Annotated in this window: 26 protein-coding genes; 17 read left to right on the forward strand and 9 right to left on the reverse strand. The window is 67.4% G+C overall.

Annotated elements, in window-relative coordinates; translation table 11 throughout:
* The first annotated feature begins 11 nt into the window (after positions 1-11).
* The 4 genes from DNK89_RS10360 (at position 12) to DNK89_RS10375 (ending at position 5,048) form a co-directional block, all read left to right on the forward strand.
* Positions 12-1,064, forward strand: coding sequence for a CDP-6-deoxy-delta-3,4-glucoseen reductase (locus DNK89_RS10360; RefSeq protein ID WP_110960027.1), 1,053 nt, complete (start codon positions 12-14; stop codon positions 1,062-1,064).
* Between the two features lie 36 nt (positions 1,065-1,100).
* Positions 1,101-3,293, forward strand: a complete 2,193-nt coding sequence (locus DNK89_RS10365) for an ATP-binding protein (protein WP_238990775.1) — start codon at positions 1,101-1,103, stop codon at positions 3,291-3,293.
* A 15-nt stretch (positions 3,294-3,308) separates the two neighbouring features.
* On the forward strand, positions 3,309-3,995 hold the full coding sequence (locus DNK89_RS10370) for a response regulator transcription factor (RefSeq protein ID WP_110960028.1): 687 nt from the start codon (positions 3,309-3,311) through the stop codon (positions 3,993-3,995).
* Positions 3,996-4,067: 72 nt separating this feature from the next.
* Positions 4,068-5,048 (forward strand): tripartite tricarboxylate transporter substrate binding protein, encoded by a 981-nt coding sequence (locus tag DNK89_RS10375; protein WP_110960029.1) that lies wholly within the window; start codon positions 4,068-4,070, stop codon positions 5,046-5,048.
* Positions 5,049-5,239: 191 nt separating this feature from the next.
* Here the strand turns inward: DNK89_RS10375 and folK are convergent, their stop codons facing one another.
* The 4 genes from folK to hda all read right to left on the reverse strand — a co-directional run bounded on the left by folK (position 5,240) and on the right by hda (position 9,005).
* The gene (folK, locus tag DNK89_RS10380; RefSeq protein ID WP_110960030.1) at positions 5,240-5,767 is read right to left on the reverse strand and encodes a 2-amino-4-hydroxy-6-hydroxymethyldihydropteridine diphosphokinase; all 528 of its coding nucleotides are present in this window, start codon (positions 5,765-5,767) and stop codon (positions 5,240-5,242) included.
* Between the two features lie 8 nt (positions 5,768-5,775).
* The gene (gene pcnB, locus DNK89_RS10385; RefSeq protein WP_110960031.1) at positions 5,776-7,374 is read right to left on the reverse strand and encodes a polynucleotide adenylyltransferase PcnB; all 1,599 of its coding nucleotides are present in this window, start codon (positions 7,372-7,374) and stop codon (positions 5,776-5,778) included.
* A gap of 36 nt (positions 7,375-7,410) precedes the next feature.
* Entirely contained in the window at positions 7,411-8,127 is a 717-nt protein-coding gene (locus DNK89_RS10390; protein ID WP_238990776.1) for an HAD family phosphatase, read from the reverse strand.
* A gap of 179 nt (positions 8,128-8,306) precedes the next feature.
* Entirely contained in the window at positions 8,307-9,005 is a 699-nt protein-coding gene (hda, locus tag DNK89_RS10395; protein WP_015015370.1) for a DnaA regulatory inactivator Hda, read from the reverse strand.
* A 268-nt stretch (positions 9,006-9,273) separates the two neighbouring features.
* Between hda and DNK89_RS10400 the strand changes: the two genes are divergently transcribed.
* The 3 genes from DNK89_RS10400 to DNK89_RS10410 all read left to right on the forward strand — a co-directional run bounded on the left by DNK89_RS10400 (position 9,274) and on the right by DNK89_RS10410 (position 12,758).
* On the forward strand, positions 9,274-10,491 hold the full coding sequence (locus DNK89_RS10400) for an MFS transporter (RefSeq protein WP_110960033.1): 1,218 nt from the start codon (positions 9,274-9,276) through the stop codon (positions 10,489-10,491).
* Between the two features lie 77 nt (positions 10,492-10,568).
* Complete coding sequence (purM, locus tag DNK89_RS10405; protein ID WP_110960034.1) at positions 10,569-11,618, forward strand: phosphoribosylformylglycinamidine cyclo-ligase; 1,050 nt, start codon at positions 10,569-10,571, stop codon at positions 11,616-11,618.
* 33 nt (positions 11,619-11,651) lie between these two features.
* The gene (locus tag DNK89_RS10410; RefSeq protein WP_238990777.1) at positions 11,652-12,758 is read left to right on the forward strand and encodes an AI-2E family transporter; all 1,107 of its coding nucleotides are present in this window, start codon (positions 11,652-11,654) and stop codon (positions 12,756-12,758) included.
* Positions 12,759-12,863: 105 nt separating this feature from the next.
* Here the strand turns inward: DNK89_RS10410 and DNK89_RS10415 are convergent, their stop codons facing one another.
* On the reverse strand, positions 12,864-13,973 hold the full coding sequence (locus tag DNK89_RS10415) for a PHB depolymerase family esterase (RefSeq protein WP_110960035.1): 1,110 nt from the start codon (positions 13,971-13,973) through the stop codon (positions 12,864-12,866).
* 322 nt (positions 13,974-14,295) lie between these two features.
* Here DNK89_RS10415 and DNK89_RS10420 point away from each other — a divergent pair, with 322 nt between their 5' ends.
* The 5 genes from DNK89_RS10420 (at position 14,296) to DNK89_RS10440 (ending at position 17,475) form a co-directional block, all read left to right on the forward strand.
* Entirely contained in the window at positions 14,296-14,856 is a 561-nt protein-coding gene (locus DNK89_RS10420) for an isochorismatase family protein (RefSeq protein WP_110960036.1), read from the forward strand.
* The gene (locus DNK89_RS10425; protein WP_110960037.1) at positions 14,853-15,467 is read left to right on the forward strand and encodes a DJ-1/PfpI family protein; all 615 of its coding nucleotides are present in this window, start codon (positions 14,853-14,855) and stop codon (positions 15,465-15,467) included. Before DNK89_RS10420 ends, DNK89_RS10425 begins: the two co-directional genes overlap by 4 nt.
* A gap of 27 nt (positions 15,468-15,494) precedes the next feature.
* Complete coding sequence (locus DNK89_RS10430) at positions 15,495-16,490, forward strand: GlxA family transcriptional regulator (protein WP_110960038.1); 996 nt, start codon at positions 15,495-15,497, stop codon at positions 16,488-16,490.
* Positions 16,491-16,582: 92 nt separating this feature from the next.
* Positions 16,583-17,089 carry a GAF domain-containing protein gene (locus DNK89_RS10435; RefSeq protein ID WP_110960039.1) on the forward strand — a complete coding sequence of 169 codons (507 nt, stop codon included), beginning with the start codon at positions 16,583-16,585 and terminating at the stop codon, positions 17,087-17,089.
* Positions 17,086-17,475: a histidine kinase gene (locus tag DNK89_RS10440; protein WP_110960040.1), complete on the forward strand. Its 390-nt coding sequence runs from the start codon at positions 17,086-17,088 to the stop codon at positions 17,473-17,475. Before DNK89_RS10435 ends, DNK89_RS10440 begins: the two co-directional genes overlap by 4 nt.
* A gap of 38 nt (positions 17,476-17,513) precedes the next feature.
* On the opposite strand, the gene ppk2 is transcribed toward DNK89_RS10440, so the two are convergent.
* Complete coding sequence (gene ppk2 / locus DNK89_RS10445; RefSeq protein ID WP_110960372.1) at positions 17,514-18,428, reverse strand: polyphosphate kinase 2; 915 nt, start codon at positions 18,426-18,428, stop codon at positions 17,514-17,516.
* Between the two features lie 149 nt (positions 18,429-18,577).
* On the opposite strand from ppk2, the gene DNK89_RS10450 reads away from it, so the two are divergent.
* Together DNK89_RS10450 and DNK89_RS10455 are read left to right on the forward strand one after the other, a co-directional pair.
* Positions 18,578-19,618, forward strand: a complete 1,041-nt coding sequence (locus tag DNK89_RS10450) for a transporter (RefSeq protein ID WP_110960041.1) — start codon at positions 18,578-18,580, stop codon at positions 19,616-19,618.
* A 102-nt stretch (positions 19,619-19,720) separates the two neighbouring features.
* Positions 19,721-20,569 carry a plasmid replication/partition related protein gene (locus DNK89_RS10455; RefSeq protein ID WP_110960373.1) on the forward strand — a complete coding sequence of 283 codons (849 nt, stop codon included), beginning with the start codon at positions 19,721-19,723 and terminating at the stop codon, positions 20,567-20,569.
* 28 nt (positions 20,570-20,597) lie between these two features.
* On the opposite strand, the gene DNK89_RS10460 is transcribed toward DNK89_RS10455, so the two are convergent.
* Positions 20,598-21,449 (reverse strand): SirB1 family protein, encoded by an 852-nt coding sequence (locus DNK89_RS10460; protein ID WP_015015383.1) that lies wholly within the window; start codon positions 21,447-21,449, stop codon positions 20,598-20,600.
* Between the two features lie 91 nt (positions 21,450-21,540).
* Entirely contained in the window at positions 21,541-23,106 is a 1,566-nt protein-coding gene (gene murJ, locus DNK89_RS10465) for a murein biosynthesis integral membrane protein MurJ (protein ID WP_110960374.1), read from the reverse strand.
* 243 nt (positions 23,107-23,349) lie between these two features.
* On the opposite strand from murJ, the gene rpsT reads away from it, so the two are divergent.
* Both rpsT and DNK89_RS10475 read left to right on the forward strand, forming a co-directional pair.
* Positions 23,350-23,652: a 30S ribosomal protein S20 gene (gene rpsT, locus DNK89_RS10470; protein ID WP_015015385.1), complete on the forward strand. Its 303-nt coding sequence runs from the start codon at positions 23,350-23,352 to the stop codon at positions 23,650-23,652.
* A 180-nt stretch (positions 23,653-23,832) separates the two neighbouring features.
* Positions 23,833-24,369, forward strand: a complete 537-nt coding sequence (locus tag DNK89_RS10475) for a hypothetical protein (RefSeq protein ID WP_110960042.1) — start codon at positions 23,833-23,835, stop codon at positions 24,367-24,369.
* Between the two features lie 50 nt (positions 24,370-24,419).
* On the opposite strand, the gene DNK89_RS10480 is transcribed toward DNK89_RS10475, so the two are convergent.
* On the reverse strand, positions 24,420-24,746 hold the full coding sequence (locus tag DNK89_RS10480; protein WP_110960043.1) for a DUF3579 domain-containing protein: 327 nt from the start codon (positions 24,744-24,746) through the stop codon (positions 24,420-24,422).
* Between the two features lie 241 nt (positions 24,747-24,987).
* On the opposite strand from DNK89_RS10480, the gene DNK89_RS10485 reads away from it, so the two are divergent.
* Positions 24,988-26,184, forward strand: a complete 1,197-nt coding sequence (locus DNK89_RS10485) for an aspartate aminotransferase family protein (RefSeq protein WP_110960044.1) — start codon at positions 24,988-24,990, stop codon at positions 26,182-26,184.
* The last annotated feature ends 17 nt before the right edge of the window (positions 26,185-26,201 follow it).

Here is a 26,201-nt window from a genome sequence, read left to right on the forward strand (position 1 = left end):
ATACCCACTCCATGACCAGTGCTGAGTCCGTTTTCCAGATCACCGTGCAGCCCAGCGGCCGCGCTTTCAGTGCCAATGCGGGCGAAGCCATCCTGGCCGCCGCCATCCGCAGCGGCGTGGGCCTGCCCTATGGCTGCAAGGACGGCGCCTGCGGCTCGTGCAAATGCAAAAAAATCAGCGGCACCGTGCAGCACGGCGCCCACCAGTCCAAGGCCCTCTCGGCCGACGAAGAAGCCGCAGGCCTGGTGCTGACCTGCTGCGCGCAGCCGCTGTCCGACGTGGTGCTCGAATCACGCCAGGTCACCGACGAAAGTGCCTACCCCATCAAAAAGATGCCCGTGCGTGTGGCCTCGCTCGAAAAGAAGTCGCACGACGTGATGCAGGTGCGCCTGCAGTTGCCTGCGGCAGACACCTTCCGCTACCACGCGGGCCAGTACATTGAATTCATCCTGCGCGACGGTGCGCGCAGGGCCTACTCGATGGCCAACGCGCCGCACACCCAGGCCGAAGCGCCGGGCGTGGAACTGCACATCCGCCACATGCCGGGCGGCAAGTTCACCGACCATGTATTCGGCGCGATGAAAGAGAAGGAAATCCTGCGTGTCGAGGGCCCGTTCGGCAGCTTCTTCCTGCGCGAAGACTCAGACAAGCCCATCGTGTTGCTGGCGTCCGGCACAGGCTTTGCCCCCATCAAGGCACTGATCGAGCACCTGCAGTTCAAGGGCATCAGCCGCCCCACCGTGTTGTACTGGGGCGGCCGTCGCCCGGGCGACCTGTATCTGGACGACTGGGTGCAGGCCCGAGTGGCAGAGCTACCGTGGCTGCGCTACGTTCCGGTCATTTCCGATGCGCTGCCCGAGGACGGCTGGAGGGGCCGCACCGGCTTTGTGCACCAGGCGGTGCTGGATGATTTTGCAGACCTCTCGGGCCACCAGGTCTATGCCTGCGGGGCCCCCATCGTGGTCGAATCCGCCCGCGATGCCTATAGCGCCCAGCGCGGCCTGCCGCCCGAGGAATTCTTTGCCGACGCCTTCACCTCGGAAGCCGACAAGCACGGCGGCTGACCTAACCACCCCACGGCACCAGCCACCCCACTGACCGTGCGCCCAGCGCCCGCCCAGCCCACCCCGCAGGGCGCGCCGCAGCGCTGGCCCCAGGCCCGGCGCGCGGGCTTTATTGCCACGCTGCTGTGCCTGGCGGCGCTGCTGGTGTGGGGCGCAGGCGAATGGGCCGAGCAAAGCGAACGCGATGCCCAGTGGGACAACCTGCGCCGCTTGGGCGAGGTACAAGCCCTGGCGCTGCGCGGCGTGGCCACGCGGTACAACTACCTGCCCTTCACGGCCGCGCAGCACCCGCTGGTGCGGCAGCTACTGCAGCGGCCCGCATCACAGGCCGTGCGGGACGCTGCCAACGCCTACCTGCAAGCGGTGAACCAGCACGCGGGCTCCGACATGCTGTACGTGATGGACCCGCAGGGCCTCACGCTCGCGTCCAGCAACTGGGACACCCCCAACAGCTTCGTCCACCAGAACTACGGCAACCGCCCATACTTTCGCGATGCCCTCGCGGGCCAGACAGGCCGCTTTTATGGCGTGGGCAAAACCACGGGCGAGCCCGGCCTGTTTGTCTCCGCCCCTGTGGTCGAAGCGGGCCGGGTGATTGGCGTGGTAGCGGTCAAGGTGCGCATGGAGCCCATCTCCGACCCCTGGGCCCAGCTGCGTGACCCGGTGTTCGTGACGGACGAGCAGGGTATTGTGTTTCTGGGCTCCGTGCCCGGCTGGCTCTACCGCACCAGCCGCCCCCTGCCCGCGCCGCTGGTACAGCAGCTGCAGCACAACGAACAGTACGGCACGGGCTGGGCCCCGCGCGCCGTGCCCTGGACCCTGCGCCCCCAGGACGACTCGCCCGGTGCCGAATTGCGCCTGGATGGCCCTAGTGGCAAGCGGTATCTGGCCTTTGAGGAAAAGCTGCCCGATCTGGGTTGGACCCTCACCGTCACCGCCGACAGCCGCGTGGTGGCCCTGGCACGGCAGCAAGCCTGGGCGCTGGCCACGCTGGCTTCGGGCCTGCTGGTGCTGGGCGCGCTCTACTGGCAACTGCGCGAGCGGCGGCTGGCAGAGACCCGACTGGCTCGCATCGAACTGGAGCAGCGCGTGCAGGAACGCACCCACGCACTACAGCAAGCCCAGGCGTTTCGCCAGTCGATGGAAGACTCGCTGCTGGTGGGCATGCGCGCGCGCGACCTCGAAGGCCGCATCGTCTACGTCAACGCCGCCATGTGCGACATGGTGGGCTACCGGGCTGACGAACTCATAGGCCAGCTGCCGCCCTACCCCTACTGGCACCCCGACGACCTCGACCGGCACTGGAACGACAGCGACACCGTCCTGGCTGGCAACGCGTTTCCCCAGGGGCGGGAGAACCGCCTGCGGCACCGCGACGGGTCGGACGTTTACACCATGTTCTACACCACGCGCCTCATCGACGGCAGCGGCCAGCACATCGGCTGGATGAGCTCGGTGGTCAACATCACCGCGCAAAAGCGGGCCGAGGAACAGCAGCAGCAGCGCGAAACCCAGCTGCAGCGGGTGCAGCGCGTGATCACGGTGGGCGAGATGGCCTCCACCCTGGCGCACGAACTGAACCAGCCGCTCGCGGCCCTGGTCAACTACGCGGCGGCTGCACGCGCGCTGGCCGCCCAGGGCAAGACCGGGCCACTGAACGACAGCCTCGAAGCCCTGTCGGCCCAGGCGCTCCGGGCAGCCGACATCGTGGGCCGCATCCGCCGCTGGGTGCGCCAGCACCCTGAAAGCCGCGAGCCCTGCGACCTGTCGGCCATCGTGGAGCAGTCGCTGGAGCTGCTGCTGCGCGCCGAGGCCCGGCGCCAGGGGATTGCGGTGCGCGTCGAGCAGGCCGCAGCCCCTTTGCAGGTGCATGCCGACCGCGTGCTGCTCGAACAGGTGGTGATCAACCTGGGCCTGAACGCCCTGCAGGCCATGCAGACGCACGAGCCCCCGCCCGAAGGGCACGAACTGCGGCTGCGTTTGGCCGCAGACCCGGGCCACGCGCTGGTGCAGGTGCTCGACCGGGGCCCGGGCCTGCCGCCCGGCATCGCAGAGCGCCTGTTCGAGCCTTTTTTCACCACCCGTTCCGACGGTCTCGGCCTGGGCCTCAACATCTGCCGCTCCATCATCGAAAGCATGGGCGGCCAGCTGCAGGCCCGCAACCGCGAGGGCGGTGGCGCCATTTTCGAAATCCGCCTGCCGCTCGCCAACGTCTCTGAGAACACATGAGAATGCCGACGCACCATGACCCACGACACCCTCCCCACCGCCGCCGAGTCGTCCGATGACACCGTGGTCTACATCGTGGACGACGACGAAGGCGTGCGCCAATCGCTGGCGGCCCTGCTGCTGGCGCGCGGGCACACGGTGCGCACTTTTGGCGGCGGCGAGTCCTTCCTGGCAGAGGCCGCGCTGGACCACCCCGGCTGCGTGCTGCTGGACCTGCGCATGGAGGGCCTGAGCGGGCTGCAGGTGTTCCACGAACTCGGCCTGCGCCACAGCGCGCTCAAGACCGTGTTCCTCTCGGCCCATGGCGAGCTGTCCTCCGCCGTCGCAGCCGTCAAGCAAGGGGCGGTGGACTGGCTCGAAAAGCCCTGCAACGAAGCCACCTTGCTGGCCGCCGTCGAAAAAGCCTCCGCGCTATCGCAAGCGGAGGCACGGCAGACGCAACGGCAGCAGCAACTGCGCGAGCGCTGGAACGCCCTGAGCCCGCGCCAGCAAGAGGTGGCCCAACTGCTGGGCACCGGCCTCAGCAGCAAGGAAGTGGCCCGCGCACTGGCGCAGCGTGACCCGGAGCGCCCCATTGACCCACGCACCGTGGACACGCACCGGTCCGCCATCTTCCTGAAGCTGGACATCCGTTCGTCGCACGAGCTGGGCATGCTGGTGGAAGACTTGGGCGTGGCCCTCAGCGCGCCTCGTACGGCATAAGCGTCACCGCCTGACCATCACCCCCTCAGGGCTTCATAAGCTTTCTTACGAATTTTTTGCACAATGGCACCCATGAACCGCAGAAACATCCTCCTCGCCAGCGCCGTTGCCGCCGCAACGGTGTTTTCTCCCACCATCGCTTCGGCGCAGGACACGGGCCAGCCCATCCGCCTGATCGTGCCCTACGCTCCCGGCGGCCCCATTGACGTGACGGCCCGTGCGCTGGCCGAGCGCGTGCGCGATTCGCTGGGCACGGTGATCATCGACAACAAGGGCGGCGCAGGCGGCAACATCGGCGCCGACGCCATTGCCAAGGCCGCACCTGACGGGCTGACCATCGGCATCGCCGCCACCGCCACCCATGCGGTCAACCCCTGGCTCTATGCGCGCATGCCGTATGACGCGGGCAAGGACTTTGCAGGCATCACGCAGATGGTGCGTGTGCCCAACGTGCTGGTCATGAACGCCGCCAAGGCCGAGCAACTCAAGATCCACACCGTGGCCGACCTGATCGCCTACGCCAAGGCCAACCCCGCCAAGCTCAACTACGGCAGCGGCGGCAACGGCAGCGCGGGCCACCTGGCGGGCGAAATGTTCAAACAGCGCGCGGGCATCTATGCCCTGCACATCCCCTACCGAGGCGCCAACCCGGCCCAGCTCGCGCTGCTGGCGGGCGAAGTGGACTTCAACATCGATAACCTGGCCGCCGCTGCACCCAATATCCGTGCGGGCAAGCTCAAGGCCCTGGCCGTGACCTCGCTCGACGCCTCGGCCTCGCTGCCGGGCGTGCCGCCGCTGTCTGCAACTTTCAAGGGCTTTTCCATCGACACCTGGTGGGGCCTGGTGGCACCCGCCGCCACGCCCAAGCCCATCATCGACAAGCTGAACAAGGCCTTCGTGGCAGCGCTGAATGCGCCCGAGACCAAGACCCGTTTTGCCGCCCTGCTGGCCGAACCCGTTGCCACCACGCCGCAGCAGTTCGACAGCTTCATGGCCAGCGAACGCGCCAAGTACCAGCAGGTGGTGAAGGCGTCGGGCGCGAAGGTGGATTGACCCCCTGAGCCGCTGCGCGTCTTCCAACCGGGGAGACGCCACCCGTGGCCCGGCGGAGCCGGCTCCACGGTGGCGCTGGTGTGGGGCATCACCCGCATCACCCGGTATGGGTAAGCCCGGCGCAGGGCAAGCAGGTTTTTAAGCTTTTTTGGCCTCTTGCGCCCGTCCATCAAGCGCAAGCAGCTCCTGATTCAGGAGCAATTACCACCCACCACACCCTCGGCCCAGCGCCCGTCGGCCAGCGGGTAGATGCTCTGCGTGGTCACCGCCTGCAGGGCTTCTGCGGCCACGCGCTCAGGCACCAGGTCGGCCAGGGGGCGCAGCACAAATGCGCGTTCGGCCATGCGGGGGTGGGGCACGGTGAGGGTGGGGGTGTCGATCACCTGGTCGCCAAACCACAGGATGTCCAGGTCCAGCGTGCGGGGTGCATTGCGGTAGGGGCGCTCGCGCCCGGCGGACTGTTCGATGGCCTGCAGCGCCTGCAGCAGGGCCTCGGGGGTGAGGGTGGTGGCCACTTCGGCCACGGCGTTCAGGTAGTCGGGCCCACCGGCATCCACGGGAGCGCTGCCATAGAGTGGCGACACCCGCAGCACGCGGGTGCCGGGGTATTGGCCCAGGGTGGCCAGGGCCTTGCGCAGGGCGGCTTCGCGCTCGCCCAGGTTGGCGCCCAGGCCTACGTAGACCAGGGTGGGCTGTGCACCCGCATCCCGCAGACTCACTGAATCACTCACTCGCCTGCAGTGGCAGGCGCAGCGCCTTCACCACCACCCGCACCACCACCGGGTTTACGGCGGCGGCGGCGGCGCTTTCTGGGGGCGCTGCCTTCGGTGGCAAATTCCGCGCCCTCTTCCGACACCTCCGCATCCCCCGCAGGGCCCGCAGCACGCGGGGCCGCCACGGGTGCATTGCGAGGCACGCGCTTGACGACTGGCTGCTGCGCCTTCTGGCGGGCCCGCTGTTCTTCCTTGGCCTGGTCCATCAGGTCGTCGCGGCGCTCGTCGTCGGCCGCCTGGAAGTCCTGCCACCACTCGGCCAATGCTTCTTCGACCTCGCCCACATCGGCGCGCAGGCGCATGAAGTCGAACCCGGCACGGAAACGTGGCTGCATGACCATGCCGAACGGCGTGTTGCCCACGCGCTTTTCAAAGCGCGGCTGCATGACCCAGATCTCGCGCATGTCGGCGGCCAGCTTGCCCCGGCCCGACACGTCGCCGATGCGCTTGTCGAACACTTCGTCGATGGCCTCTTGCAATGCGGGCAACGGGTGCTGGCGCTGGTTCAGGCGCTCCTGCCAACCGTTGCGCACGTCTTCCCACAGCACGCAGGCCAGCAAGAAGCTGGGGGCCACGGGCTTGCCTTCGTTCACGCGGCGGTCGGTGTCCACCAGGGCGGCTTTCACAAACGGTGTGTCAGCGCGCTCCACGGCCACGTCCAGCAGCGGGTAGATGCCCTTGGCCATGCCCAGCTTCTTGAGCTGCTCGATGGTGGCGATGGCGTGGCCGGTTTGCAGCAGCTTGAGCATTTCGTCAAACATGCGGCTTTGGGGCACCTCGGCCAACAGGGACTGCGACTGCACCAGGGGGGCGGCCGACTTGGCGTCGATGGTGAAGCCCAGCGGGCTGAGCTTGGCGGCAAAACGCACGGCGCGGATGATGCGCACCGGGTCTTCGCGGTAGCGCGTGGCGGGGTCGCCAATCATGCGCAGCATCTTCTTCTTCGCGTCCTGGATGCCCTTGTGGTAGTCCACCACGATCTGGCTCACCGGGTCGTAGTACATGGCGTTGACGGTGAAGTCGCGGCGCGTGGCGTCCTCGTCCTGCGGGCCCCAGACGTTGTCGCGCAGCACGCGGCCGCTGGCGTCCACGGCGTGCTGCATGCCCGCCAGTTGCGCTTTGGAGGTCTTTTCGTTGCCGCTGACCTGGCCTGCGGCGCTGTTGTCGAGGTAGGCGCGGAAGGTGGAGACCTCGATCACCTCGTGCTCGCGGCCCCGGCCATGCACCACGTGCACGATTCGAAAGCGCTTGCCGATGATGAAGGCGCGGCGGAACAGTCCCTTGACCTGCTCGGGTGTGGCATTGGTGGCCACATCAAAGTCCTTGGGGCGCAGGCCCAGCAGCAGGTCGCGCACGGCACCGCCCACGATGTAGGCCTCGAAGCCCGCGTCCTTGAGCGTCTGCACCACCTCGGCCGCGCGGCGGTCCACCAGTTCGGGGTTGATGCCATGCACGCTGGCAGGCACCTCTTCGCGCTTGCCGAAATGGGGCTTGCCGCCCGCGGTGCCGGGCGTCGATTTGCCCAGCAGTTTGTCGATGAACTTCTTGATCATGGGTAGGGAGGGTTCAGGAGGCTGCGCGCGCAGGGGTCAGGAGGCCGTCTGGCTGGCGGGCTCGGCGGAGGGTGCCGAGAACAGGTCCAGTATGCGCCAGCCGCGCTCCTGGGCCAGGGCGCGCAGGCGCGGGTCGGGGTTGGTGGCGACCGGGTGGTTCACCTTCTCCAGCAGGGGCACGTCGTTCATGGAGTCGCTGTAGAACGTGCTCTCCACGTCGGCCCAGCTGAGCTGCCGCTCGGCCAGCCATTGTTCCATGCGGCGCACCTTGCCTTCGCGCATGGTGGGGATGCCGTCGATCTCGCCGGTGTACCAGCCGCTGGCATCACGCACCAGTTGCACGGCCAGGAGCTGCGGCACGCCCAGGGCCTGGGCGATGGGGGTGGTCACGAACTCGTTGGTGGCGGTGACGATCAGCACCTCGTCACCCGCCGCTTGGTGCTGGCGGATCAGGTCGAGCGCCTGGGGCTTGATGGCGGGGGTGATGACCTCGCGCATGAACTGCTGGTGCGCCGCTGCTGCGGCCTCGGGCCCGCGCAGGCGCACGGCCTCGGTGGCAAAGCGCACGTAGTCGTGCACGTCGAGCGTGCCGGCCTGGTAGTGGGCATAGAACTCGTCGTTGCGGCGCGCGAACTCCACCGGGTCGTTCCAGCCGATGCGGATGGTGAACTCGCCCCACTCGTAATCGGAGTCGAGCGGCAGCAGCGTGTGGTCCAGGTCAAACAGCGCCAAGCGAAGGCGGCTTCTTTGCATTTCAATCATTCAATAAGTTGCGCTGCGCGAGCGGTTGCAAAAACTGTCGCTGCCCAAACCCAGCGGCCGCCGCGCAAGGGCCGCCCCGCCGCGCTGGCGGCGTCCTCCTTCCCGCGGTGCGCAGCACAGCGAGAGAAGGGGGAAGCGGCGCAGCCGCTCAGGGGGTTGTCCCTCATTTTTTATTCCGACTCGAGCATTGTCTTGAGCAGCGGAATCGTGATGGCGCGCTGGGTGCGCAGGGCAAACGCGTCGAGCTGGTCCAGCAACTGCATCAGGCTGCCCAGGTCGCGCGAAAAGCGGTTGAGCATGTAGTCCATGACTTCGTCGCCCAGGAACACGCCGCGCGCGTCGGCCTCCTGGCGCAGCACGGCGCGGCGCTCGGCCTCGCCCAGCAGTTGCAGCTGGAACACATGGCCCCAGCCCAGACGGCTGCGCAGGTCGTCGCGCAGCGGCAGGTCGGCGGGGGGCAGGTCGCCCGCCGCCAGCACCCAGCGCTGGCTGCCGCTGGCGGGGCTGATGGCGTTGACAAACCAGTTGAAGGCGGTGGCCTGCTGGGCGGTGTCGTACAGATGCACGTCGTCCATGACAACGGCGGCCCAGCGCTCGTCAAAGTCTGGCGGCTCGCCCACCGTGGGGTCCAGCCAGCCCACGCTGGAGCCCTGCTCGCGCAGGGCCTGGCGCACGGCCTGCAGCAAATGGGTCTTGCCGCTGCCCGGTTCGCCCCACAGGTAGGTGGGCACAGGCGACCGTGTGGTTTCGCTGCTGCCCGCCCCGGCGGCCAGGCGCAGGTGCTGCAGCGCGGCCTCGTTGGGCCCGGCAAAAAAACGCTCCAGAGTGGGCCCGGTGGCCAGGCCGATGTCCAGCGCCAGTTGCTTCATCGTCATGCGCGGCACCCGCACAGCGCAGGCTGAACCGTGGCAGAAGGTGCGGAAACGGCGGTCAGGAAGAGGGTCAGCAGCGGCATCACAAGTGGGTGGGAAGGCACCGGGCCGTCGATGACTCCGGCCAGGCGCGGCGACAAAGTGGCGTACGGCGCGTGGTCACCGACCGGCTCCCTGGCAGGGGCTGGGCGACAATGGCCGCGATTTTAGTCTGCTGCCAGCCCCCCGAGCCGCCGCTCGGCCCCACCCTCGCCTGCCTCGCACCATGACAGCTCCCGCCACCCCCGCCAAGCGCCTGCCCGCCAGCATCTGGGCACTGGGCTTCGTCAGCCTGCTGATGGACGTGTCATCCGAGATGATCCACAGCCTGCTGCCGGTGTTCCTGGTCACCTCGCTGGGGGTCAGCATGCTCGCCGTGGGCCTTATCGAGGGCGCGGCCGAGGCCACGGCGCTGGTTCTGAAAGTTTTCTCGGGTGTACTGAGCGACTGGTGGGGGCGGCGCAAGCCGCTGGCGGTGCTGGGCTACGGACTCGGTGCGCTGTCCAAACCGCTGTTTGCCATCGCACCCACGGTGGGCTGGGTGGTCACCGCGCGCCTCATCGACCGGGTGGGCAAGGGCATCCGCGGCGCGCCGCGCGATGCGCTGGTGGCCGACCTGGCGCCGCCCGGCATGCGGGGCGCGGCATTCGGGCTGCGGCAGTCGCTGGACACCGTGGGCGCCTTTCTGGGCCCCTTACTGGCCATGGGGCTGATGCTGCTGTGGGCCAATGACTTCCGCGCCGTGTTCTGGGTGGCGGTGATTCCGGCGGCCCTGTGTGTGGCCCTGCTGTTGGTGGGCGTTCAAGAGCCCGAGCGCGCCGCCAGCGCCATGCGCACCAACCCCATCCGCCGCGAGAACCTGCGCCGCCTGGGTGGCTCCTACTGGTGGGTGGTGGCGCTGGGCGCCGTGTTCACGCTGGCCCGCTTCAGCGAGGCGTTTCTGGTGCTGCGCGTGCAGCAGGGCGGCCTGCCGCTGGCCTGGACGCCCCTGGTGCTGGTGCTGATGAACGTGGTGTTTGCGCTGGGCGCCTACCCCCTGGGCAAGCTGGCAGACAGCACCCGCCACACCACGCTGCTGGCCTGGGGGCTGGTGGTGCTGATCGCGGCCGATGCGCTGCTGGCCTTCAGCGACCGGGGCGCCGCCGCCTGGCTGGGCATTGCGCTGTGGGGCCTGCACATGGCCATGACACAGGGGCTGCTGGCCACGATGGTGGCCGACACCGCACCGGCCGACCTGCGGGGCACGGCGTTTGGCATGTTCAACCTGGTCAGCGGCGTGGCGCTGTTGGTGGCCAGCGGCCTGGCGGGCCTACTGTGGGACCGGCTGGGCGCCAGCGCCACGTTTGGGGCCGGAATCCTGTTTGCCACGCTCGCGCTGGCCGGTGTGCTGGTGCAATCTACCCGGCATGGCCGCACGCCAAAGCCCCCTGCCACACAGGGCTGAGTGAGGGCGCCGAGGCGTGCCCCTTAAAATCCCCGGATTCCAGCCCGCCCGGCGGGCCTACCAGCACCACACCATCCATGAGCTCTTCTGCCCCCTCCACCCCCATCTCCTACAAAGACGCCGGCGTTGACATCGACGCGGGCGACGCCCTGGTCGAGCGCATCAAGCCGCTGGCCAAGAAGACCATGCGCGAAGGCGTGCTGGCGGGCATCGGCGGCTTTGGCGCACTGTTTGAAGTGCCCAAGCGGTACCAGGAGCCCGTGCTGGTCTCCGGCACCGATGGCGTGGGCACCAAGCTCAAGCTGGCGTTTGAATGGAACATGCACGACACCGTGGGCATCGACCTGGTGGCCATGAGCGTGAATGACGTGCTGGTGCAGGGCGCCGAGCCACTGTTCTTCCTGGACTACTTTGCCTGCGGCAAGCTGGACGTGGACACGGCCGCCGCCGTGGTCGGCGGCATTGCCAAGGGCTGCGAACTCTCCGGTTGCGCGCTGATCGGCGGCGAAACCGCTGAAATGCCCGGCATGTACCCTGCGGGCGAATACGACCTGGCCGGCTTTGCCGTAGGCGCGGTCGAAAAATCCAAGATCCTGACCGGCAAGGACGTGAAGCCCGGCGACGTGGTGCTGGGCCTGGCCTCGGCTGGCGTGCACTCCAATGGTTTTTCGCTGGTGCGCAAGTGCATTGACCGTGCCGAAGCCGCTGGCACCGTGCCCGCCACGCTGGACGGCAAGCCGTTCAAGCAGGCCATCATGGAACCCACCCGCCTGTATGTGAAGAACGTGCTGGCCGCGCTGGCCACCCACCCCATCAAGGCCCTGGCCCACATCACCGGCGGCGGCCTGCTCGAAAACATTCCCCGCGTGCTTCCCGACGGTACCGCCGCCCACCTGAAGAAGGGCAGCTGGCCCCAGACCGAGCTGTTCGCATGGCTGCAGGAGACGGCGGGCATCGACGACATCGAGATGAACCGCACCTTCAACAACGGCATCGGCATGGTGGTGGTGGTGGATGCGGCCCACGCCGAAGCCACGGCCGCCACGCTGCGTGCGGCCGGCGAGCTGGTCTACGCGATTGGCACGATTGCAGCGCGTGGCGAAGGCGCCGCCGTGGTGGTGGCCTGATACCCAGCCTGGAACACTGCCCCCTCACCGCGCATGGCGCAGCGCCCCGCTCCAGCCCCCGCCCCCTCAGCGCAGACTGAGCCCACGCCCACCACCCTGCCGCCGCGCGCCCTGAACCAGAGCATCGTGGTGGCCAGCTACCTGCTGGTGGCCGCTGTACTGCTGCTGGTGATGTGGCGTGGCCTGCTGCCCGGGCTGCTGTGCGTGTGCCTGGGCTTTTTGCTCACCCGCGCGCTCACGGGCTGGTTTGCCGCAGGGCTGGGCCGCGTTCAGCGCCAGGCCACACCGTCCGCCACCAGCCTGCGCGTGGCACAGGTCACCGCTGCAGGCCTGGTGATGCTTCTGCCGCTGGCCCTGCTGGCACTGGGCCTGACCCATTCGCGCGGCTACCTGGTCAGTGCACCGCAGCAGTACCAAGAACTGCTCACCTACATGGCCCGCACGGTGCTGGAGCTGCGCCTGAAGCTCCCCGCCGACATGGCCGCCCACCTGCCCGAGGGTGTGGCCGACATCCAGCGCATCATTGCCAGCTACCTGGGCGCCAAGGCCGGTGCGCTGGCCATGGCGGGGCGGGCCTGGCTGGCCGGTGTGCTGTTTGCCTATGTGGGCCTGCTCATTGGCGCGTTGGCTGCGGTGCGCCCACCCGTGCTGGCGCGCGGCCCGCTGGCCCAGCAGCTCAAGCTGCGCATCACGCTGTTCGGCGAGGCGTTCCGCCAGATCGTGGCGGCGCAGTTCTGGATCGCGGCGTTCAACACCCTCCTCACCGCCCTGTTCCTGCTGTTTGTGCTGCCCATCTGGGGGCTGCAGCTGCCCTACACGCCAGTGCTGATCACCTTCACCTTCGTGGCCGGGCTGGTGCCCATCGTGGGCAATCTGGTGTGCAACGTGGTGATCACCATCGTGGGGCTTTCGGTGTCGCCGCTCGCGGCCGCCGCCTGCCTGGGTTTTTTGATCCTGATCCACAAGGCTGAATATGTGATCAACGCCAAGGTGGTGGGCCGCCGCACCCAGATGGGGGTGTGGGAGCTTCTGAGTGTGATGTTCGTGGCCGAGGCCGTGTTTGGCCCTGCGGGGCTGGTGGCGGCGCCGCTGTTCTATGCCTACCTCAAGAAGGAACTGGTGGCCGCACGGCTGGTGTGACCCCGGGGTTGCGCCCCGTACCCAGGAGGCAGCCCTAGGCTGTATCAGTCATTTTTTGATAGCAGCCAGCGCAATACGCACTAGCGCTTGCGGCCATTTTCTTGCTTATTTTCCGAATTGTCGGGCCACAAAGGCCCAGATGAGCGCAGACGCATCTGGCCCGACCGGGTCGCTGTAGGGCCGCTGGGCAGCGCCGCCACTCCAGGCATGCGCCAGCCCGACCACCTCGCGCAGCGCCACCACGGTGCGGCCCCGGGCCTTGAACTCGGTCACCCGCATGGGGTAGCGCTGGCCCCGCTGCAAGGTACGCACAGCCCCCGCCCGCGCGCCTAGCGCACCGGCCCACAGCTGCGCGGTGGCTGCCGCGTTGCGCACCGACACCACGCCATCGGCATCGCCATGCACGATCAGCAGCGGAGGCAAGGCCGCAGGGGCGCCGACGGGCAGCGCCGGGGAGGCTGCAGCGTTAGACGCAGGAAGGTCGGGCAGATGGGCTTCGCGGCGGCCATGCATGGCCGCCAGGGCGGTGGCCGCCGATTCGGCCGTGCCGGGCGCCACGCCCGAATGCATGGCCACGGCGCAGAACCTGTCAGGGAACAGCGCCGCCATCAGCACCGCCATGCTGGCGCCCGCCGACAGCCCGGCCACCGCCACCCGCGCCAGGTCCACCGGCAGGCGGCGCGCCACCTTGTCCACGGCAGCCAGCAGCGTGGCGGCTTCGGCCTCGGCACGGCCATTGCGGCGCTCAAACCAGTTCCAGCAGCCCTGGGCGTTGGCCACGCGCTCCTGCTCGGGGTACAGCACCACAAACCGATGTCGCGCCGCCAGCCGGTTCATGCGCGAGACGGCGGCAATGTCCCGCCCCGTCTGGCCGCAGCCGTGCAGCATGACCAGCAGCGGCAGCTTTTCGTCCGGGCGCAGGGCCAGCCCGCTGGGCACGTAGGCATGGAACCGCCGCGCCCCTGCCGGGCCCGGGGCCACGCCAGAGATCCACTCGCCCCGCAGCGGCACCGGCTTGGTGGCCGCGCGCGGCGTACGGGCGATGGGCGGCACTGGGGCCACCGCATTTTTGCGCGGTGCAGCGCGCAGCTTTGACACCGCTTTGACCCGCACGGGCTTGCTGGCCGCCCCTGCCGCACGTGCAAAGGCCTTGAGATTGCGCTGGTAGGCCCGTGCCAGGGACGACAGGGAAAACAGGCGGGAGCGGCGGGGCATAGGCAGGAGAGCGTGCGGGCAATGTTCAAAACACAGGGAAAACCCTAGGCACCTTAACAGCTTCTTGCCATGCCTGGCGAATTGCTACTTTTTTTATAGCTATTAGGGCATGATTCACTAGCGCTTGAGGCTGTTTTTTTCTTAAAACACCCTCCAGCGGCAACCCAGGCCACCCCACCCGGCAAGCGGCGGCAGCCATCCCACTTCGCCAGCAAAATGCTAATGGCTGAAATTGATCGAATCCTGTCCTCGGCGGTTCGGACATCGGCTCGCTGCGCACGGAAGATAAACGCATCCCAACCACTGCCTCCGCGAGCCTTCCATGAAAACCTGTCTGATAGTGATTGATGTCCAGGAATCCTTCCGCCACCGCCCCTTCTTCACCGAACGCGACCTGCCCGCCTACCTGCAGGCGCAGAACGCGCTGATCGACGGTTGCGTCGCCCAGGGCATCCCGGTGCTGCGCGTGTTCCACAGCGACGGCCCCGAAGTGGCCGAGAACCCGTTCTCGCAGGCGTCCGGTCAGGTGCGTGCGCTCGATGGCCTGGCGCCTTTCGACGCGGCGGCCACCTTCACCAAGTCGCGCCACAGCGCGCTGGTGGGCACGGGGCTGGATGTGTGGCTCACGCGCCATGGCATTCAGCGCCTCATCATCAGCGGCATCCGCACCGAACAGTGCTGCGAAACCACCACGCGCCACGCATCCGACCTGGGCTGGGACGTGGACTACGTGACCGACGCCACCCTGACCTGGGACATGGTGCAGCCCGACGGCCAGGTGCTGGCAGCGGCCGACATCAAGACCCGCACCGCCACCGTGCTGCAGGGCCGCTTTGCCACGCTGTGCACCGTGCAGCAGGCGCTGGACCGGGCGGCCGCATGAGCGCTCAATCGTTGCAGGTCGCCATCCTGGTGTTCGATGACGTGGAGGCCCTGGACCTGGGCGGGCCCTATGAGGTCTTCACCACCGCCAGCCGCATGCACCAGCGGCAACACCCGGAGGCCGTCGCACCGTTCGTGGTGCAGTGTGTGGCCCGCAGCCTGGACCCGGTGCGCGCCCGCGCGGGCCTGCGCGTGTTGCCCGATGCGGACTTTGCCAGCGCCGCCGCACCCGATGTGCTGATCGTGCCCGGCGGCGTGGTGGATGCCGCTGCCGCCTGCCCCGCCATCCGCGCCTGGGTGGCCCAGGCGGCAGGGGCCGCGCAGATCACGGCCTCGGTGTGCACGGGGGCCTTCATCCTGGCCGCAGCCGGGGTGCTGACCGAAGGCCCGGCCACCACGCACTGGGAGGACATTGCCGACCTGCGCACGCAGTACCCCGCGCTCGACGTGTTGGAGAATCTGCGCTGGGTGGACCGGGGCGCGCTGGTCACATCCGCTGGCATCAGCGCGGGCATCGACATGAGCCTGCACCTGGTCACCCGGCTGCTGGGCGCGGCGCTGTCCGAGCGTACGGCCCGCCAGATGGACACGCCCTGGAACCCTCAGCCATGACACGCTTTTAGCCACTCAAAGCCATCGATGCAGAACCCGGTCCCTTCCCCCATCCACGTCTATTTCGCCCTACTGCCGGGCAGCCTGGTGCTGGACTGGGCCGGCCCGGCCGAGGCGCTGCGCATCGCCAACCAGACCCTGGCCAAGCAAGGCCAGCCTGAGCGGTTTGTGCAGCACTTTGTGAGCCCCTCGCCCGAGTCCGTCTCGTCGGTCGGCGCCGTGCTGACCCGGCTGGAGCCGCTGCCCGCCACCCTGCCCAGCCCCGCCTGGGTGGTGCTGGTGGGCCTGGCCGGGCAACACATCGCGGTGGACGGCGACGAGGCCCGCGCGCTGCTGCACTGGCTGCGCGGGCTGCGGCCCGTGGCGGGGCAGCTGGAGCTGATCACCGTGTGCGCGGGCTCGGTGCTGGCCGCCCACGCCGGCCTGCTGACGGGGCGCCGCGCCACCACGCACCACCAGCACCTGGACGAGCTGGCCGCCGTGGACCCGCGCTGCGACGTGGTGGCCAACCGCGTATTTGTGGCCGATGGCGCCGTGTACAGCAGCGCGGGCGTGACCACGGGCATCGACCTGCTCTTGCACCGCATCTCCGACACCTGCGGCCCCGCGCTGGCAGCCCAGGTGGCGCAGGCCATGGTGGTGGCGCTGCGCCGGGGGCCCAACGACCCGGAGTTTTCGCCCTTTCTGCACCACCGCAACCACCTGCACCCGGCCCTGCACCGCGTGCAGGACGCCGTGGGCCAGCAGCCCCAGGCCGACTGGAGCGTGCCGCAGATGGCCGAGGTGGCGCACACGTCGCCACGCCATCTGACACGGCTGTTTCTGGAGCATGCGGGCATCGCCCCGCTGCAGTACCTGCGCCGCATCCGCCTGGCCACCGCCGAGGCCGCGCTGCGCTCGGGCCAGAACGTGACGCAGGCGGCGCTGATGGCGGGCTTCAGCTCCGACACGCAGCTGCGCCGGGCCTGGCACCAGTTCGGGCGTGGCGGCACGCCATCGCAGGGCAGTGCGCGCAGCCACTAAAGGGCCCGTCCTGCGTGATGCCGCGCGATGCACGCGACCCAGCACCCGTCGATAATCAAGCCCTTTGCCGCACCACCCGCCGGGTCGCCACCATGCAAGAACCACCCCGCCCCGCCAACGAGCCTGACCGCCTGCAGGCCCTGCGCCAGCTGCTGATTCTGGACACGCCCCCCGAGGAGCGGTTTGACCGCCTGACGGCCTTCGCCGCGCAGGAGTTCGATGTGCCCACGGCGCTGCTCTCGCTGATCGATGACGACCGCCAGTGGTTCAAGTCGCGGGTGGGTATGGACCAGTGCGAGACCTCGCGAGGCATCTCGTTCTGCGGCCACGCCATCCTGCAAGACGACATCATGGTGGTGCCCGATGTGAACCAGGACGAGCGCTTCATCGACAACCCGCTGGTGACGGGCGAGCCCCACATCCAGTTCTATGCCGGTGCCCCGCTCAAGCTGCCCGGCGGGCAGAACGTGGGCACGCTGTGCCTGATCGACAACAAACCGCGCACCCTGGACGACATCGACCTGGCCATCCTCGGCTCGCTGCGCGATCTGGCGGTGGAAGAGCTGGTGCGGCGCGAACAGGGAGCACCCGCCCCATGAGCGACCGCGGCCCCCAGGACATCCTGCTGGTCGAACCCAGTTCGCTGACCGGCAGCATCATCGTGGCCACGGCCCGCCAGCTGAACCTGCCCGTGGTGCGGCAGGTGAACAGCGTGCGCATGGCCCAGCAGCGGCTGAGCCATGAGAGCTATGCGGGCGTGATCGTCTCGCTGGACGAGCAAGAGCAGGAGGCTGTCGCCCTGCTGGAGCAGGTGCGTAACGACGCCCTGGCCGTCAGCGCCGATGTGCCGGTGGCGGTGACCACCACACAGGTGGATGCGTCCACCGCCGTGAAGATGAAGGCCCTGCAGGTGCGGCGGGTGCTGATCAAGCCCTTCAAGGTGCGGGACGTGATCGCCACCATTGGCCTGCTGAAGGACAGATAACCGCGCCCCCACCGCGCAGCCCGCCGGGTGCCTCCATCTCAATAGATCTCTGGCACGTACATGCTGGCCGGCACGGGCTGGCGCAGGTATTCGGGGTTGCGCATGCGGTCGGGCAGCACCACGGGCGGGTGCGGCACCTCCTGGTAAGGCAGCTGCGACAGCAGGTGCGCAATGCAGTTCAGGCGCGCCTTTTTCTTGTCCACCGCCTGCACCACCCACCAGGGTGCTTCGGGGATGTGAGTGCGCTCCAGCATCGTCTCCTTGGCCTTGGTGTAGGCCTCCCAGCGCACGCGGCTTTCCAGGTCCATGGGGCTGAGCTTCCACTGCTTGAGTGGGTCATGAATGCGGCCCAGAAAGCGCAGGTGCTGCTCTTCGTCGGTGATGGAGAACCAGTATTTGACGAGCGTGATGCCCGAACGCACCAGCATCTTTTCAAACTCGGGCACGGTACGGAAGAACTCTTCGTATTCGTCGTCGGTGCAAAAGCCCATCACACGCTCGACGCCCGCGCGGTTGTACCAGCTGCGGTCAAACAGCACCATCTCGCCCGCTGCAGGCAGGTGCGCCACATAGCGCTGAAAGTACCACTGCGTGCGCTCGCGGTCGTTGGGTGCGGGCAGCGCGGCCACACGGGCCACGCGGGGGTTCAGGCGCTGCGTGATGCGCTTGATGACACCGCCCTTGCCTGCGGCATCGCGCCCCTCGAACAGGATCACCACCTTCTGGCGGCTGTGCTGCACCCAGTCCTGCAGCTTGACCAGCTCGCCCTGCAGGCGAAACAGGTCCTTGAAATATTGCTGGCGCGCCAGCTTGTCGCCGGGGCTGGGGGTGCCGATGTCATCGACCTCGCGGTCTTCGATCTCCAGCTCAATCTCTTCGTCGTAGCTGTCAATGAGGTCGTTGGCGATGCGTTGCATCAGCTCCTGTGTGTCGAGGGCGTTGTTGTGGAACATGGGCAACCATCCGGCGGTAATGCAAAACAGATGCGCGATGGTGAACCGGTGCAGTGACAGCGCCGTGACACTGGCGTGATCCGTCACAACGCTGTCACAACCACAGGCCAGCATGCGAGGCCGTGCCGCCCGCAGACCACTCCCCACCTTTGTCCAACCCTTTCCCCGCCAGTGCCAGCCAGAACTACGGCGCAGACGCCGCCGGGCTGATCTGCGGCTATCTGCTGGGCACCGATACCCCGCCCCAGGAGGTGGATTCGGCCCAGGCCGCGCAGTGGCTGGCGAGCCTGCAGGCCGGTGCTGCGCCAGCGGACCAGTTTCTGTGGCTGCACTTCAACCTGAGCCACGCGCAGGCGGTGCGCTGGATGGAGCGGCACGCCCATTTGCCGGAAGCTTTTTTTGATGCGCTCAAGGACCGCTCGGTGTCCACGCGCATCGAACGCGACGATGACACGCTGATCGCGGTGCTCAACGATGCCCACTTTGATTTTGCGTTCGAGCCCTCGGACATTGCCACGCTGTGGACCAGCGTGGCGCCCCACCTGATGGTGACGGGGCGCACACGTCCGCTGCGGTCGGTGGATGCCCTGCGCACCACGGTGCGCAGCGGCAACGCCCCGTGCTCCAGCGTCGCGCTGCTGGCCGAACTGATGCGCACGCAGGCATCAGGCCTCGTGGACATCGTGCGGGGTGTGACCCAGCGCATCGACGATGTGGAAGACGCGCTGCTGGCCGGCCGCCTGGACCACAAGCGCGCACGGCTGGGCGTGCTGCGGCGCCTGCTGGTGCGGCTGCAGCGGCTGCTGGCCCCCGAGCCTGCGGCGCTGTTCCGCCTGCTGCAGCACCCACCGGCCTGGATGGGCGCCGACGATGCGCAGGAGCTGCGCGATTCGACCGAAGAGTTCTCTGTGGTGCTGCGCGACATGCAGGGCCTGCAGGAGCGCATCAAGCTGCTGCAGGAAGAGATTGCCGCCAGTGTGCAGGAGGCCAACAGCCGCAGCCTGTTTGTGCTGACGGTGGTGACTGTGCTGGCCCTGCCCATCAACATCCTGGCCGGCCTGTTTGGCATGAATGTGGGCGGTGTGCCGCTGGCGGATAACAGCCACGGCTTCTGGATCATCGTGGCCGTGGTGGCGGCCTTCACGGCAGTGGCGGGCTGGCTGGCCCTGCGGGGCACGCGCGATCAGTAGGTGAGACTGTTCGGCAGTCGGCAGGTTGGATGCACGACAGGCCCGGTGGCTAGCCCCACTACAATGCCGCCCCTTGCCCAGCTCCCCGGACCGCCTGCCACCATGAACATCGTCGTCAACGAAGAACTCAAAGCCTACATCGAACCCCTGACCCCCGACGAACACGATGCGCTGGAACGCAGCATCCTCACCGAAGGCTGCCGCGACGCCCTGGTGCTGTGGGGCGATGTGCTGGTGGACGGGCACAACCGCTACGGCATCTGCCAAAAGCATGGCCTGCCCTTCCAGACCGTGCAGAACCCGCGCTTTCAGTCGATGGAGGACGTGCACCTGTGGATGATCGACCAGCACCTGGGCCGCCGCAGCGTGTCCGACTTCCAGCGCGGCGTGCTGGCCCTGCGCAAGCGCGAGATCATGGCCGAGCGCAAGGCGCGCGCAGCCACCGGCACGGAGACCGCCGAAGCCACCCCTGCGGCGGATGTTCTCGAGGCCGCAGCCGCCCTGCCCGCTCCCGACCCATTGAATAGCCGCGAGGCCATTGCCAAGGCCGCGCGGCTGAGCAGCAGCCAGGTGGTGATGATCGAAAAGATCCAGAAACAGGCGGCGCCCGAGTTGGTGGCCGCCGTCAAGTCCGGCACCATTTCCATCAACGCCGCAGCCGCCGTGGCCACCCTGCCCGCCGAGGAACAGGTGGCGGCCGCAGCGGCCGGCAAGGACGAACTCAAGCAAGCAGCCAAACGCGTGCGCGAGCTCAATAAGCGCAAGCCGCGCGACGAGGCGCCGTCAGACGACAAAGCCCATGCAGAGCCGGCCGCCGGTGCCGAAGGGAACACCGACGAGTTGCACGCCCTGCGCCTGCGTGTGGCAGAGCTGACGGCGGAGAACACCGAGCTGCGCCGCCAGGTAGCGCAGTTGCAGGCGGCGCTGCCTTCAGACAGCACGCCGTTCTAAAACTGATTGGAGGGTCAGCCGCTGGGGTTCACCCGTTGGCGTTGCGCAGCGCGCTCAGCCGGTCGGCGATGAGGTCCAGGTCAAGCCCGTCTTCACTGTGGGCCAGATAGGCCTCCAGGTCAGCCACGGCCTCGGCCGTGTTGCCGCGCTCGGCATGCGCGAGGCCCCGGTCGCGCCGCTCGCCCCAGGCCTCGGGCAACAACACGATCAGCCGGTCCAGCACGGCAATCAGCCGCTGCCAGTCCTGCTGGGTGCGGTGCACTTCCTTCAGGTTGCGCAGCATGCGCGCAATGATGTCGCGCGGCGTGGCGGCTTGCAGGTACAGGCCCAGCGGCACATCGTAGTCGTCCACCAGGCCGTTGCGGCGCTTGTAGGGCTCCAGCCGCTCGGCCAATTCCTCGCGGCTCAGGGACTGGCCCGAGATCGGGTCCAACACCACCTGGCCCTTGGGCAGCAGCACCTTGACCATGAAGTGCCCCGGGAACGCAATGCCCCGCGCATGCAGGCCCAACCCCTGGGCCAGCTCCATCCACAGCACGGCCAGGCTGATGGGAATGCCCCGGCGCGTGCGCAGCACGGCGTTCAGGTAGCTGTTCTCGGGGTCGTAGTAGTTGTTGATGTTGCCGCCGAAGCCCAGGTCGGCAAAAAAGAACTGGTTGAGCGTGCGCAGCCGCTGCAGCGCAGGGGCATCGGCAGGCAGGCGGCGCTTGATGCGGGCCTGCAGCTGGTCCACATCGCCCAGCAGTTGCTGCACGTCGAATTCGGGGTATTCATCCTGCGCAAGGCTGGCGGCCGCTTCGAGCAAGGGAAAGTGGTCGTCGCTTTGCACCAGCGATGCAAAGTACTCCAGCGAGGTGGGCACGGAAAGGCTCAGGGACATGACAGCTTTGTACGGGGCCGCTGCCATGGCGTCAAGCCACAGAAGCACGGGCTTTGCAGGGTATTTCGGGGGCCGGGCGGGCCGCTGCCGGTCAGCGGCGCAGCAGCTGGCGCAGCTTCAGGCCGGCGGCCCACAAGGCGCCAAAGTACAGCACCGCAGCGGCCACCATCATCGCGGCCAGCAGGCCGATGCGCTGCAGGCGCTGCGCCTTCATTTCCACCCAGTCGAAATGCTGCGCACCCCACGCCAGCAGCACGGCCAGCAAGGCGCTGGCCGCCACCACCTGCAGGGCAAACCGCCCCCAGCCTGGCAGCGGCCGGTAGCTGCCACGCCGCAGCAGCCCCACCAGCAGCCACGTGGCATTGATGACCGCCCCCACGCCGATGGACAGCGTCAGCGCGGCATGTTGCAAATAGGGCACCAGCACCAGGTTCATCATCTGCGTGAACACCAGCACCGCCACTGCAATCAGCATGGGGGTCCGCATGTCGTGCTTGGCAAAGTAGCCTGGCGCCAGCACCTTGATGGCCACAATGCCCACAATGCCCACACCGTAGCCCGCCAGCGCGAGCGTGGTCTGCTGCACATCCCGGTCGGCAAAGGCGCCGTAGTGGTACAGCACAGCCACCAGCGGCTTGGCAAACACCAGCAGCGCCACCATGCAGGGCACCGACAGCACCACCACCAGCCGAAGTCCCCAGTCGAGCATGGCCGAATAGCGTTCGTCGTCTTGCTTGGCGCGGGCGCTGGCCAGTTGCGGCATCAGCACCACGCCCAGCGCCACACCCAGCAGCGCGGTGGGCAGCTCCATCAGGCGGTCGGCATAGGTGATCCAGCTCACGCTGCCCGTGGCAAGGTGCGAGGCAATCTGCGTATTGATGAGCAGCGAGACCTGCGCCACGCTCACCCCCAGCAAGGCGGGCAGCATCAGGCGCGCCACCTTGCGGGTGGTGGGGTCGGCCCAGGCCGCACGGATGGCCGCCCAGCGCACCCCAATGCGCGGCAGCAACCCCAGGCGCAGCAGCGCAGGCACCTGAATGCCCAGTTGCAGCAGGCCGCCCAGCATCACGCCCGCTGCCTGGGCATAGATGGGCTCAATGCCGTGGCGTGCAAACAAGGGCGCGCCCAGCGTGATGGACAGGATAAGGGCGAGGTTGAGCAGCACCGGCGAGGCGGCGGGCACCGCAAACTTCTTCCAGGTATTGAGAATGCCCCCCGCCAGCGCCACCAGCGACATGAAGCCGATGTAGGGGAACATCCAGCGCGTCATCGTGACGGCGGCATCAAAACCCTGGGGGGACTGTTTCATGCCACTGGCCATGGCCCACACCATCCAGGGCGCGCCCAGCACACCGGCGATGCACAGCAGCACCAGCGTCCAGGCCAGCAAGGTGCCCACATGGTCGATCAGCGCCTTGGCGCCGTCGTCGCCCTCCTCGGCCCGGGTGGCAGCCAGCACCGGCACAAAAGCCTGGCTGAAGGCGCCCTCGCCCAGCACGCGGCGGAACAGGTTGGGAATGCGGAACGCCACATTGAAAGCGTCCGTCATGGCACTGACCCCGAAGACGGAGGCCATGAGCAACTCGCGCACCAGCCCCGTGATGCGGGAGACGAGGGTCAACAGGGAAACGGTGGAGGCGGCTTTGAACAGTGACACCGGCGGGAGTGTATGCGCTTGCAGGCGCGCACTGGCAGCGGGCCGGGTGGCCCCAGGAGGCAGCAGAAGCTTCAAGGGACGATCCTTCATGAGGGAGTGGATCACCCACGTGAACAGTGCGTGTGAGGCGTGCAGGAAGTGGGTGAGGTGAGCGGGAAGCGTTGTCGCAGTGGCGCAACGAAAGGCTCTGGGCTATAATCGCGGGCTTTGCTGGCATCATCCACAGACCCAAGGAACTAAACAATGGCATCCGCAAAACCCAAGAAGAAGAACCCGCGCCTGGCGTCGGGCCGCAAGCGCGTCCGTCAGGACGTCAAGATCAACGCTGCAAACACCTCGCTGCGTTCCAAATACCGTACCGCTGTCAAGAACGTCGAAAAGGCTGTTCTGGCTGGCGACAAGACCAAGGCGACCGAACTGTTCGCCAAGATGCAAGCCGTGGTGGACACCGTGGCTGACAAGGGCATCTTCCACAAGAACAAGGCTGCTCGCGACAAGAGCCGTCTGTCTGCCAAGGTGAAAGCCCTGGCACCCGCAGCCGCTTAATCAATAAACCGCCTGCCCCGGCAGGCAAACAGCCCGAACGGCACCGGCCGTTCGCCGTTTGTAACGGGTGCGCTGCCAGCAAAAAACGAACAAACCGCCTTCGGGCGGTTTTTTCGTTGTGGGCGTCCACATAGCAACCGGCTACATTGCCCGGCAACCCCCCCAACTCCACGAGGCCCCATGATCCTGCGTCAGAAATCAGCGTTGGATGGTTTTGTCTACGAGTTTTTGGATGACACCGAAAGCCTGGTGTTGGGCGGATTCCACTATGCGTGGTTTGCGCAGGCCAAAAATGCCCGGCTGCGCGTCTTCAGCGCCGAAGATGCCGCCAAGGGCGACATTCAGATGACCTTGCATGGCCAGGCCTGGAGGATGCGGCATTGCTACCTGAAGCGGGGGTACGTCAGCGATATCCGCTACACGCTCGAAACCGCCGATGAATCCATCCACGCCCAGGCAGACGTTCTGGGCCAAAGCGCTGGTCAGCGCCTGCCGCGCATCGTGATGACGCAGCCAGATGACATCGAGGTCGGAACGTCCGCCGGCTGGCTCACAAAGAACTTCCCCGTCACCCGCACGTCCACCGGACAACCGCTGGGGTGCATCCGGGAGAGGTCGGCCATCACCTTCAAACGGGAACTTGTGATCGACTTGCCCGGCATGGAACCAGCGGTGGCCGCGTTCCTTGGCATCGTTGCGCTCATCGTGCGCTATTGAGGGGTGCCAGGACCGCGCTAACTACCGTCGGCGCTCCGGTCCACACGCGCTCAGCGCTTCGGAAGCGGGGGAACGTCGGGCAGCAGGCAGGCCTCGGCCACCTGCAGGTTGTTGTCGCGGGCGAAATTGATCACGAAGTCCCAGGCCATGGGTTCGTGCCCCTGCAGGTCGCGGTGCACCACCACACATTTCACGCCATTGAGCGTGGTGGGAATGCACCAGGGCGAATAGCTCAAGTGGCTGCCCGGCCGGGCTCCACCGGGTCGAAAGCTGCTCATCACCCCGGCCAGCCGCTCGGCCCAGTCGCTGGGACGAAAGGTTTTCCCGTCGTGGGTGATGCCCTGGATGAAGACTTCTTTGGAGGAGGGGGAAACCATCGGGGATTGGAGTGGTAGTGAGGGTTCAGACGCAGGATCACTGCATGCTGCACCGCAGCGCGACATTCTAACTCTTATATAAGAGCTACCCCTCTAATCCCTATGCCAGGCTCCACCAAGCGGGCCAAAGTCGGCTAGCAAGGTGCATTGCAGTGATGCGCAATCGTCAACAGACCGTCGCCCTGCTCCCCCTAGAATCGTGACTCGTTTTTTCGCCACTGCACCGTCTGGAGATTTCCGCATGACCGCTTTCATTGAGGCAGCTTCGCCCCACGTGATGAACACCTATGGCCGCGTACCGATCGCGCTGGCCCGTGGACAAGGCAGCCGCGTGTGGGACGTGAACGGCAAGGAATACCTGGATGGCCTGGGCGGCATTGCCGTGAACACGCTGGGCCACAACCACGCCAAGCTGGTGCCCGCGCTGCAGGACCAGATCACCAAGCTGATCCACACCTCCAACTACTACCACTCGCCCCTGCAAGAGCAGCTGGCCACCAAGCTGGTGGAGCTGTCGGGCATGCAGAACGTCTTCTTCTGCAACTCGGGCCTGGAGGCCAATGAGGCAGCCCTGAAGATTGCACGCAAGTTCGGCGTGGACAAGGGCATCGCCAAGCCCGAGATCGTGGTCTACGAAAAGGCCTTCCATGGCCGCTCGATTGCCACCATGTCTGCCACCGGCAACCCCAAGATCTACAGCGGCTTCGGCCCGCTGGTCGAGGGCTTCATCCGCGTGCCGGTCAACGACATCGAGGCCATCAAGAAGGCCACCGAAGGCAACCCCAACGTGGTGGCCGTGTTCTTCGAGACCATCCAGGGCGAAGGCGGCATCAACCCCATGCGCGTGGAATACCTGCAGCAGCTGCGCAAGCTGTGCGATGAGCGCGGCTGGCTGATGATGATCGACGAAGTGCAGTGCGGCATGGGCCGCACCGGCAAGTGGTTTGCCCACCAGTGGGCCGGCATCGTGCCCGACGTGATGCCGCTGGCCAAGGGCCTGGGCTCGGGTGTACCGATTGGCGCGGTGGTGGCGGGCCCCAAGGCCGCCAACGTGCTGCAGCCCGGCAACCACGGCACCACCTTTGGCGGCAACCCGCTGGCCATGCGCGCCGGGGTCGAGACCATTCGCATCATGGAAGAAGACGGCCTGCTGCAAAATGCCACCACGGTGGGTGAGCACCTCAAGGCGGCACTGCAGCGCGAGCTGGGCAGCCTGCCCGGTGTGAAGGAGATCCGGGGACAGGGCCTGATGCTGGGCATCGAGCTGAACAAGCCCTGCGGCGCACTGATTGGCCGCGCGGCCGAGGCGGGCCTGCTGCTGTCGGTCACGGCCGACAGCGTGATCCGCCTGGTGCCCCCGCTGATCCTCACCACCGCCGAAGCCGACGAAATCGTCGCCAAGCTGACCCCGCTGGTCAAAGCCATCCTGGCTGAATGAAGAATAGTCCCACTGCC

Source organism: Acidovorax sp. ST3, from assembly GCF_003231145.1.
GTDB lineage: Bacteria > Pseudomonadota > Gammaproteobacteria > Burkholderiales > Burkholderiaceae_C > Acidovorax.

Excerpts from the sequence above, each read along its gene's own strand:
- DNK89_RS10375 (WP_110960029.1), top strand. The coding sequence starts at position 4,068 with ATGAACCGCAGAAACATCCTCCTCGCCAGCGCCGTTGCCGCCGCAACG.
- DNK89_RS10360 (WP_110960027.1), top strand. The coding sequence starts at position 12 with ATGACCAGTGCTGAGTCCGTTTTCCAGATCACCGTGCAGCCCAGCGGC.
- pcnB (WP_110960031.1), bottom strand. The coding sequence starts at position 7,374 with ATGATCAAGAAGTTCATCGACAAACTGCTGGGCAAATCGACGCCCGGC.
- hda (WP_015015370.1), bottom strand. The coding sequence starts at position 9,005 with ATGAAGCAACTGGCGCTGGACATCGGCCTGGCCACCGGGCCCACTCTG.
- DNK89_RS10400 (WP_110960033.1), top strand. The coding sequence starts at position 9,274 with ATGACAGCTCCCGCCACCCCCGCCAAGCGCCTGCCCGCCAGCATCTGG.
- DNK89_RS10415 (WP_110960035.1), bottom strand. The coding sequence starts at position 13,973 with ATGCCCCGCCGCTCCCGCCTGTTTTCCCTGTCGTCCCTGGCACGGGCC.
- DNK89_RS10460 (WP_015015383.1), bottom strand. The coding sequence starts at position 21,449 with ATGTCCCTGAGCCTTTCCGTGCCCACCTCGCTGGAGTACTTTGCATCG.
- rpsT (WP_015015385.1), top strand. The coding sequence starts at position 23,350 with ATGGCATCCGCAAAACCCAAGAAGAAGAACCCGCGCCTGGCGTCGGGC.
- DNK89_RS10370 (WP_110960028.1), top strand. The coding sequence starts at position 3,309 with ATGACCCACGACACCCTCCCCACCGCCGCCGAGTCGTCCGATGACACC.
- DNK89_RS10390 (WP_238990776.1), bottom strand. The coding sequence starts at position 8,127 with ATGCAAAGAAGCCGCCTTCGCTTGGCGCTGTTTGACCTGGACCACACG.
- DNK89_RS10455 (WP_110960373.1), top strand. The coding sequence starts at position 19,721 with ATGAACATCGTCGTCAACGAAGAACTCAAAGCCTACATCGAACCCCTG.
- DNK89_RS10410 (WP_238990777.1), top strand. The coding sequence starts at position 11,652 with ATGGCGCAGCGCCCCGCTCCAGCCCCCGCCCCCTCAGCGCAGACTGAG.
- DNK89_RS10440 (WP_110960040.1), top strand. The coding sequence starts at position 17,086 with ATGAGCGACCGCGGCCCCCAGGACATCCTGCTGGTCGAACCCAGTTCG.
- DNK89_RS10475 (WP_110960042.1), top strand. The coding sequence starts at position 23,833 with ATGATCCTGCGTCAGAAATCAGCGTTGGATGGTTTTGTCTACGAGTTT.
- purM (WP_110960034.1), top strand. The coding sequence starts at position 10,569 with ATGAGCTCTTCTGCCCCCTCCACCCCCATCTCCTACAAAGACGCCGGC.
- DNK89_RS10480 (WP_110960043.1), bottom strand. The coding sequence starts at position 24,746 with ATGGTTTCCCCCTCCTCCAAAGAAGTCTTCATCCAGGGCATCACCCAC.
- ppk2 (WP_110960372.1), bottom strand. The coding sequence starts at position 18,428 with ATGTTCCACAACAACGCCCTCGACACACAGGAGCTGATGCAACGCATC.
- DNK89_RS10420 (WP_110960036.1), top strand. The coding sequence starts at position 14,296 with ATGAAAACCTGTCTGATAGTGATTGATGTCCAGGAATCCTTCCGCCAC.
- DNK89_RS10485 (WP_110960044.1), top strand. The coding sequence starts at position 24,988 with ATGACCGCTTTCATTGAGGCAGCTTCGCCCCACGTGATGAACACCTAT.
- DNK89_RS10425 (WP_110960037.1), top strand. The coding sequence starts at position 14,853 with ATGAGCGCTCAATCGTTGCAGGTCGCCATCCTGGTGTTCGATGACGTG.
- DNK89_RS10430 (WP_110960038.1), top strand. The coding sequence starts at position 15,495 with ATGCAGAACCCGGTCCCTTCCCCCATCCACGTCTATTTCGCCCTACTG.
- DNK89_RS10435 (WP_110960039.1), top strand. The coding sequence starts at position 16,583 with ATGCAAGAACCACCCCGCCCCGCCAACGAGCCTGACCGCCTGCAGGCC.